Annotated in this window: 9 protein-coding genes; 7 read left to right on the top strand and 2 right to left on the bottom strand. The window is 73.1% G+C overall.

All coding sequences use genetic code 11. The features are described from left to right. Nucleotides 1-95 precede the first annotated feature (95 nt). The 3 genes from ABZS80_RS32800 (at nucleotide 96) to ABZS80_RS32790 (ending at nucleotide 1,718) form a co-directional block, all read left to right on the top strand. On the top strand, nucleotides 96-542 hold the full coding sequence (locus ABZS80_RS32800) for a roadblock/LC7 domain-containing protein (protein WP_355062017.1): 447 nt from the start codon (nucleotides 96-98) through the stop codon (nucleotides 540-542). Further along, complete coding sequence (locus ABZS80_RS32795; RefSeq protein WP_151463943.1) at nucleotides 520-900, top strand: DUF742 domain-containing protein; 381 nt, start codon at nucleotides 520-522, stop codon at nucleotides 898-900. The genes ABZS80_RS32800 and ABZS80_RS32795 overlap by 23 nt, the downstream gene beginning before the upstream one ends. Nucleotides 901-971: 71 nt before the next feature. Further along, entirely contained in the window at nucleotides 972-1,718 is a 747-nt protein-coding gene (locus tag ABZS80_RS32790; RefSeq protein ID WP_355062014.1) for a cellulose binding domain-containing protein, read from the top strand. A 16-nt stretch (nucleotides 1,719-1,734) separates the two neighbouring features. Here the strand turns inward: ABZS80_RS32790 and ABZS80_RS32785 are convergent, their stop codons facing one another. Continuing rightward, nucleotides 1,735-2,115 (bottom strand): DCC1-like thiol-disulfide oxidoreductase family protein, encoded by a 381-nt coding sequence (locus ABZS80_RS32785; protein WP_355062013.1) that lies wholly within the window; start codon nucleotides 2,113-2,115, stop codon nucleotides 1,735-1,737. A gap of 83 nt (nucleotides 2,116-2,198) precedes the next feature. On the opposite strand from ABZS80_RS32785, the gene ABZS80_RS32780 reads away from it, so the two are divergent. The 3 genes from ABZS80_RS32780 to ABZS80_RS32770 all read left to right on the top strand — a co-directional run bounded on the left by ABZS80_RS32780 (nucleotide 2,199) and on the right by ABZS80_RS32770 (nucleotide 6,028). Further along, a complete protein-coding gene (locus ABZS80_RS32780) occupies nucleotides 2,199-4,247 on the top strand; it encodes an intein-containing Rv2578c family radical SAM protein (RefSeq protein WP_355062011.1) in 2,049 nt (682 codons plus the stop codon). 156 nt (nucleotides 4,248-4,403) lie between these two features. Further along, nucleotides 4,404-5,570 carry an acyltransferase gene (locus tag ABZS80_RS32775; RefSeq protein ID WP_355062009.1) on the top strand — a complete coding sequence of 389 codons (1,167 nt, stop codon included), beginning with the start codon at nucleotides 4,404-4,406 and terminating at the stop codon, nucleotides 5,568-5,570. Nucleotides 5,571-5,620: 50 nt separating this feature from the next. Further along, on the top strand, nucleotides 5,621-6,028 hold the full coding sequence (locus ABZS80_RS32770; protein WP_355062007.1) for a CoA-binding protein: 408 nt from the start codon (nucleotides 5,621-5,623) through the stop codon (nucleotides 6,026-6,028). Here the strand turns inward: ABZS80_RS32770 and ABZS80_RS32765 are convergent. Then, a complete protein-coding gene (locus ABZS80_RS32765; RefSeq protein WP_355062005.1) occupies nucleotides 5,988-6,641 on the bottom strand; it encodes a TetR family transcriptional regulator C-terminal domain-containing protein in 654 nt (217 codons plus the stop codon). The genes ABZS80_RS32770 and ABZS80_RS32765 overlap by 41 nt on opposite strands. Nucleotides 6,642-6,728: 87 nt before the next feature. Between ABZS80_RS32765 and ABZS80_RS32760 the strand changes: the two genes are divergently transcribed. Beyond that, nucleotides 6,729-7,412 (top strand): hypothetical protein, encoded by a 684-nt coding sequence (locus ABZS80_RS32760; protein ID WP_355062003.1) that lies wholly within the window; start codon nucleotides 6,729-6,731, stop codon nucleotides 7,410-7,412. Nucleotides 7,413-7,460: the final 48 nt, after the last annotated feature.

Raw genomic sequence — 7,460 nt, 5'->3', positions numbered from 1 at the left:
CCGATCCGAAGCCCTTCGTGTGGACCAGAACCGCCGACGACATCCTCAACAGCCTCGCCACGTACTGCCGGCGAATTAACGACTCAGGACACTAGATGACGCATTCAGCGGTCGCCACCGACAGCCTGACCGCCGCCCTGGACGGCCTGGTCGACCGGGTTCCGGGGGCCGAGGTCGCCGTGGTGCTCTCCCCCGACGGGCTGCTGCTCGGCCGGTCCCGGCACGTCGAGGACCAGGTCGCCGAGCAGGTCTCCAGCCTGGTCAGCGGGCTGTACGCGCTGGGCCAGGCCGCCGGGCGGGTGTGCCTGGCCGGCGGGCTGCGGCAGGTCGTCGTGCAGATGTCGCGCTCGTTCGTGTTCGTCGCCACCACCCGGGGCGGAGCGATCCTCACCGTCCGGATGGGCGGCGACGCCGACGTCGGCGACATGGCGTACGAGGTGGCGCTGTTCGCGGCGCAGGCCGAGCGGGCCCTGCCCGTCTATCTCGAACCGGCCCGGACGGTGACAGGCGGGATGAGCGGTGCGCACCACTGGAGACCATGACGAGGCGTGGTACGACGAGGACGCCGGGCCGGTGGCCCGGCCGTACACGGTGACGCGCGGGCGCATCACGTCCGACCACGGCCAGCTCGACCTGATCTCCCTCGTGGTGACCCGGCGGGCGGCCCCCGCCTCCGCGCAGCTTTTTCCCGAACAGGCCCGCATAATCGAGCGGTGCCACCGTCCACTGTCGGTGGCGGAGGTCGCTGCAGAACTGGACCTGCCGTTGGGTACCGTCCGGGTACTGCTCGGCGACCTGCTGGAGGCGGGGCTGATCGAGACGCACGAGCCACCGTCACTGTCCGGGGCGCCGTCCAGGGAACTGCTCGAGGCGCTGCTCGACGGCCTCCGCACGCTGTGACGGGCGGAGACCGCCGGGACCGGAGACCACGGACTCCGGCCCGATGGACGACCTGAAGGGGGAAAGGCCCAGTGCCGGCACCACCGTCCCCGCCACGGCGGACCCTGCCGATCATCGTGTTGGACGGGCTCGTCGCCGCGGTCGGGGCCGTGCGTCGCGCCGTCGTCGGCCGGCGTGACGGCTCACGGCTCGCGTACGTGGCGATCGCCGCCTCGCTGGGAGTGCTGCTGGCGACCGCGTACTCGATCGTCACGGTGCTGAGTACGCCGGAGCGGCTGACCCCGGTGGCCGTCGGGCCGGCCGGCAGCGGACCGGCGACCGGCCCGGTGGCGACCGCGACGCCGGGCGGTCAGCCCGAGCCGAGCGACGCCACCCCGCGGACGTCCACACCGCCCGTGAGCACGGCCGCGCCCGTGGCCCCCGTCCCGCCGGCCGCGCTGCCGTCGACCGGCGCGCCGCCGGCGACCACCCCGGCGCCACCCCCTTCGGTCCCGCTGGGCGCCGCGTTCGCCGTCGAGGAGAACGCCCTGCTCAGCTACGGCGCCGCGGTGACGATCGACAACCCGGGTCCGGCGCCGGCGCCGACCTGGACCCTGGTCGTCGTGCTGCCCCGCGAGTCGCTCCGGGTCACCTCGGTCACCGGGGCTCGGGCCAGCCGGGACGGCGCGACGTGGACCTTCGTGCCGGAGGGGGACGCCGGCCGGGTGCCGGACCACGGCACGGTGCGCGTCACGTTCCGGGTGGACGGCGCGGCGATCAGCGCCACGCCCACGGCGTGCACCATCGACGGGGCCGCCTGCACGGGGCTGCCGGACTGACCGGCGGGTCCCGGCCTCAGTTGCGTCCGGCGGACGGGACCGCGCAGGCCGCGGTGCCGCCGGGCAGGCGGTGACGGTTGCGGGCCACCCAGCGGTACGCCGGCCAGGCGGCAGCGCGTACCGGGGGGAACCGGAGACCGGCGCCGGCGGTGCGCCAGAGCGGGTTGCTGTCGCCGAGCAGCCGGGCGATGGCGTCGGGGCCGGCGGCGCGTACGCCGTCCGCGCCGACCCACTGCACCGCCTCGTCGCACTCGGCGACGGTCAGGCCGAGCGCGTCGAGGTCGGCGAACTGCCAGGGCAGCACCCGGGCCCGGGTCGGGATCCAGCGCTCGATCATCCGCGCGCACTTCGTGCAGAACGCGCAGTCGCCGTCGTAGACGAAGGTCGACGTCTCCATGCCTCCATCCTGCACCCCGCCGCCCCCACTCCGGTGGCCGGTGTCCGGCGGGTCACTTGCGCTTTGTTCGTACGCATGTTCGAATGAAGCACATGCGCTGGGACAACCTCTCCGCTCCCCCGGACGAGGGGACTCCCGACGGGGCAGCGCCAGCGGCTCCACCCCTGCCGCTGGCGCTGCCCGGCGCGATCGCCCGCACGTTCGACACCCCCGGCTTCGCCGGCATGACCTTCTACGAGGTGCGGGCCAAGTCGATCATCAACCGGGTGCCGGGCCAGTCCCGCGTCCCGTTCGAGTGGACGATCAACCCCTATCGCGGCTGCTCCCATGCCTGCGTCTACTGCTTGGGGGGTGACACGCCGATCCTGATGGCCGACGGCCGCACGAAGCCGATCAGCGAACTGGCGGTCGGTGACCGGATCTACGGCACCGAGCGGCGGGGCGCCTACCGGCACTACGTGGTGACCACCGTGCGCGACACGTGGTCGACGGTGAAGCGGGCCTACCGGGTGACGCTGGAGGACGGCACCACGCTGGTCGCCAGCGGCGACCACCGGTTCCTCACCGAGCGCGGCTGGAAGCACGTCACCGGCAGCATGCGGGGTGGCGGCCGGCGGCCCTACCTGACCACCCGTAACCGCCTGCTCGGCACGGGCGGGTTCGCCTCCGCCCCGAAGCGCTCGGCCGACTACCGCCGGGGCTACCTCTGCGCGGCGGTGCGCGACGCCGACCACCCGGGCAGCCGGTTCCGGCTGGCCACCGCCGACGAGGAGGCGGTGGAGCGCGCGGAGCGGTTCCTGGCCGACGCCGGGATCGGCGCGGAGCGGATGGCCGGCCCGCCGGTCCGGGCCGGCCGCCGGTCGACCACCCCGATCCGCACCGCCCGCCCGGGCGACGCCGAAGCGGTCGCCGGGCTGATCCACCCCGAGGACGAGCCGACCGACGACTGGTGGCTGGGCTTCCTGGCCGGCAGCTTCGACGCCGTCGGCAGTTGCCGGCGGGGCGTCTTCCGGATCAACGTGGGCGACGACGAGAGCCTGCGCCGGGCGGCCACCGCCCTGGACCGGTTCGACTTCCGGTGGGTGCTCGACGACCCGGGAAACCTCAACCGGGGCCGCCAGCTCCGGCTGACCGGTGGCCTGCCGGAGCGGCTGCGCTTCTTCCACCTGACCGATCCGGCGGTCACCCGCAAGCGGTCGATCGAGGGCATGGCGCTCAAGTGTCGGGCCCGGCTGCGGGTGGCGAGCATCGAGGATCTGGGGCTGGAGCTTCCGCTCTGGGACATCACCACCGGCACCGGCGACTTCATCGCCAACGGGGTGGTCAGCCACAACTGCTTCGCCCGCAACACGCACACCTACCTCGACCTCGACGCCGGTGCGGACTTCGACCGGAAGGTGATCGTCAAGGTCAACGCGGGTGAGCTGGTGCGCCGGGAACTGGCCGCGCCGAAGTGGCGCGGCGCGCACATCGCCATGGGCACCAACGTGGACTGCTACCAGCGGGCCGAGGGCCGCTACGAGCTCATGCCCCAGATCCTCGCGGCGCTGCGCGACTTCGCCAACCCGTTCTCGATCCTGACCAAGGGCACGCTGCTGCTACGGGACCTGCCGCTGCTGCGCCAGGCCGCCGAGGTGACCCGGGTCGGGTTGTCCTACTCGGTGGGGTTCGTGGACGAGGCGCTGTGGCGGGCGGTCGAGCCGGGCACGCCGAGCCCGCGTCGCCGCCTCGACGCCGTACGCCGACTCACCGGTGCCGGCTTCTCCGTCGGGGTGCTCATGGCACCGATCCTGCCGGGGCTCAGCGACGACGACGAGTCGATCGACGCGACGGTCGCCGCGGTCGCCGCGTCCGGGGCCACCAGCGTCACCCCGCTGCCCCTGCACCTGCGCCCCGGCGCCCGCGAGTGGTACGCGCGCTGGCTGGCCCGTGAGTTCCCGCACCTGGTCCCCCGCTACCGGCAGCTCTACCAGTCCGGCGCGTACGCGCCACAGGCGTACCAGCGGGAGCTGACGGCGCGGGTGCGCATCGCGGCCCGCCGGCACGGGCTGCTCCGGGGCGAGCGGGGCGACAACCGCCGGCTGCCCGATCCGCCGTCGCCGGCCCCCGCCGAGCAGCTGACCCTGCTCTAGCCTCCCCGCGCACGGACGAGCACGTACCAGCACATTTCCGACCGGCTCGGTTCGCCTCGGCGCGCCCGGACGACCCGGGGTGCGCCGCACGTCGAGTAACATGCCCCTTCGTCCATGCCAGCCGGGACCAGCGGCGTTCACGGGGATCGGGAGAACATGGCTCTGACGACGAGCGCGCACCAACCTGCCCACTCGGAACTGGGCGCCGACCATGGCCCTGCCGCGCGCCCCGCACCGGCCGCCGCACCGGCCGGTGGCGGGACGAGCCAGCACCGGCCGCCGCGACCGCGCATCCGGGTGCTCGACGGCCTGCGCCTCGTCGCCGCCCTGATGGTGGTGTCCTACCACTACTTCGGTTTCGCCTCCATGCCCAGCGCCTACGGCTGGCTCGGGGTGGAGCTGTTTTTCCTGATCAGCGGTTTCGTGATCTGCATGAGCAGCATGGGTCACACGGTCGGGCAGTTCGCCACCTCGCGGATCGTCCGGTTGTTCCCCGCGTACTGGGTCGGCGTGCTGCTGACGAGCGCGGTCCTGCTGATCTGGCGCGTCCGGCCGGCACCGTCCGCCGGCGAGATCGCCGTGAACCTGACCATGCTGCAGAGCGGCGTGGGCGTCCGGTCGGTCGACGGCGTGTACTGGACGCTCTGGGCCGAGCTGCGGTTCTATCTGCTCTTCGCGCTCGTCGTGTGGTTCGGGGTGAACTACCGGCGGGTCGTGCTGTTCTGCGTCGCGTGGCTCTTCGGCGCCGTGCTCACCATGAAGACCCCGGGCCTCGCCAACACCATCCTGGTCTCGGAGTGGGCCCCGTACTTCATCGCCGGCATCGCGTTCTTCCTGATCCATCGGTACGGGCAGAACCTGCTGCTGTGGGGCCTCATCGGGGTCTGCTTCCTGCTCTCGTCGAACCATGTCATCGGCCTGGCCAACCGCGCGAACAAGCTCTCCGGGCGCACCGACCTGCCGGGCTGGCCCGCCGCCGCGGTGCTGGCGGTGTTCTTCGCGCTGATGGCGGCGGTGGCGCTGGGCTGGCTGCGGGTCGACTGGGCCTGGCTCAGCGTGGCCGGAGCACTGACCTACCCGCTCTACCTCATCCACCAGTACGTCGGCTGGACGGTCCTGGCGAAGCTGGCCGACCTGCCGTACCTTCCGCTCCGGCTCGGCCTGATCGCGGCCATGCTCGTCGGGGCCTGGTGCATCCACCGGCTCGTGGAACGCCCGGCGGCGCGGCTCATGCGTCCCGCACTGGCGAGAGCGATCGGCACCCTGAACGTCGACGTGCCGGCCCGGTTGCGGCCGCGACAACCGGACCCGCTCCAGCGGTGACCCGGCCGCTGGTCGGCCCGTCGCGGCCGCGGCCGGGTTAGGCTCGGCTGGTGCGCTCCGCTCAGCAGATCCTCGCCGACTCCGCCGTGATCGCCGTCGTGGGCGCGTCCCGCGACCCCGGTAAGGCCGCGCACAGCGTGCCGTTGCAGATGCAGCGGTACGGTTGGCGGATCATCCCGGTGAACCCGACCGTGGACGAGCTGTTCGGCGAGAAGGCGTACCCGTCGCTGGCCGACATCCCGCACCCGGTCGACCTGGTCGACGTGTTCCGCCCGGCCCGCGACGCCGTCGAGGTGGTCCGGCAGGCCGTGGCGATCGGCGCGCCGGCGGTCTGGCTGCAGCTCGGGATCTTCTCGGCCGAGGCGCGGCGGATCGCCGAGGAGGCGGGGATCGACTACGTCGAGGACCGCTGCCTCATCATCGAGCGGGCCGCCGGTGGCCTGACGCGGCGCGGCTAGCGTCGGCCCTGGCCGGAGGACGATCAGCCTCGGTGCCGAAGAGCAGGTCGAGCTGGGTGTCGAGGGCGGCCAGCGCGGTCTCCGGCGGGTAGTGCCCGCCGAGCAGGTAGATGCCGAGGCCCTCCATCACGGCGAGCAACCCGACTGCGCCCCGCTCCGGATCCACCCCGGGGTGGGCTCCGGCCCGGATCTGGCCGGCGACGAACCCGAGCAGCGCGGCCGTCTCGTCGTGCAGCGCGGCGGCGACGGCGGGGCGTACGGCGGTGTAGGCCAGGAACGCGAGCGCGACCCGGCCGTCGGCGCGGCGCTCCTCGTCGAGGGGCAGCAGCTCGGCCAACATGGTCCGCAGCAGGGTCCGGGGTGCCGGCGTCGGGCCGAGCGCCCCGATGGCCCGGGTCACCCGGGTCTCGTTGCGTTCCCGGACCACGGCGAGCGCGAAGGTCATCATCTCGTCCCGGGTGCGGAAGTAGTGCTGCACCATCCCGGCGCTGACCCCGGCCGCGGCGGCCACGTGCCGGAGGCTGACCGCCTCCAGACCCTGTTCGGCCGCGACCCGCATCAGCGCGTCCGCGATCAGCGCCCGGCGCTCCCGGTGGTCGACCCGCTTCGGCATTCCCCCATGCTTTCACAATACGACCGCATTGACATAGCCCCGCTCAGCGTTTACGTTGCGACTGCAATGCGAAAAGGGGGCGGCGGGATGGGAAAGATAGACGTGGTCAGGCTGGCGCGCCGGGCGGTCGCGTACGAGTGGGGTATGTGGCGCAGCCTGGCCCGCTGGGTCCTGCGGCGGCCCCACCCGGTGGCCCCGGGCGCGGAGACGTTCGCCTACGTCGGCGTGGTGCAACCGATCCTCGGGGTGTTCATCGCACTGTCGACCATCGAGATCCCGGTCCTCGACCTGATCCTCCGGCACACCGTCGGCTGGCCGACGGTCCGGCACGTCCTCATCGGGCTCGGCGTCTGGGGCGTGCTGTGGATGGTCGGCCTGCTCGCCAGCCTCCGGATCCACCCGCACGTCGTCGACGACACGGGCCTGCGGATCCGCAACGGCATCTCCCTCGACGTGCTGATCCCGTGGACCGCCGTCGCTCGGGTGGAGGGGCGTTACCGGTCGCTGCCGTCCAGCCGCGGCGTGCAGTACGACCCGGACGACCCGGCGGTGCTGAACCTCGGCGCGGGCAGCCAGACCGCGGTCGACGTGGTGCTGCGGGAGCCGCTGTCGGTGCGCCTGCCGAAGGGCCCGAGCGAGCCCGTCCGGGAGATCCGCCTGTACGCCGACGATCCGAAAGCCCTGGTGACCCGAGCCCGCCGGCACCTCCCCCCGACCGACACGGCGAATGCTCCTCCCGCCGCCCACCCCAGCTCGCGTCCACGGCGTTAGGAAGGGCCCCTTCCTCTACACCAGACGTTAAGAAAGGGCCCTTCCTTA

Source organism: Micromonospora sp. NPDC005305 (assembly GCF_040607315.1).
In the GTDB taxonomy this organism is placed as follows: domain Bacteria; phylum Actinomycetota; class Actinomycetes; order Mycobacteriales; family Micromonosporaceae; genus Micromonospora.
The sequence above is the reverse complement of the archived record's forward strand: the minus strand, read 5'-3'. Positions and strand labels throughout refer to the sequence as shown.

Bases quoted from the DNA above. Each gene is read 5' to 3' on its own strand.
- ABZS80_RS32765 (WP_355062005.1), bottom strand. From the start codon at position 6,641: ATGCCGAAGCGGGTCGACCACCGGGAGCGCCGGGCGCTGATCGCGGAC.
- ABZS80_RS32780 (WP_355062011.1), top strand. From the start codon at position 2,199: ATGAAGCACATGCGCTGGGACAACCTCTCCGCTCCCCCGGACGAGGGG.
- ABZS80_RS32800 (WP_355062017.1), top strand. From the start codon at position 96: ATGACGCATTCAGCGGTCGCCACCGACAGCCTGACCGCCGCCCTGGAC.
- ABZS80_RS32775 (WP_355062009.1), top strand. From the start codon at position 4,404: ATGGCTCTGACGACGAGCGCGCACCAACCTGCCCACTCGGAACTGGGC.
- ABZS80_RS32785 (WP_355062013.1), bottom strand. From the start codon at position 2,115: ATGGAGACGTCGACCTTCGTCTACGACGGCGACTGCGCGTTCTGCACG.
- ABZS80_RS32760 (WP_355062003.1), top strand. From the start codon at position 6,729: ATGGGAAAGATAGACGTGGTCAGGCTGGCGCGCCGGGCGGTCGCGTAC.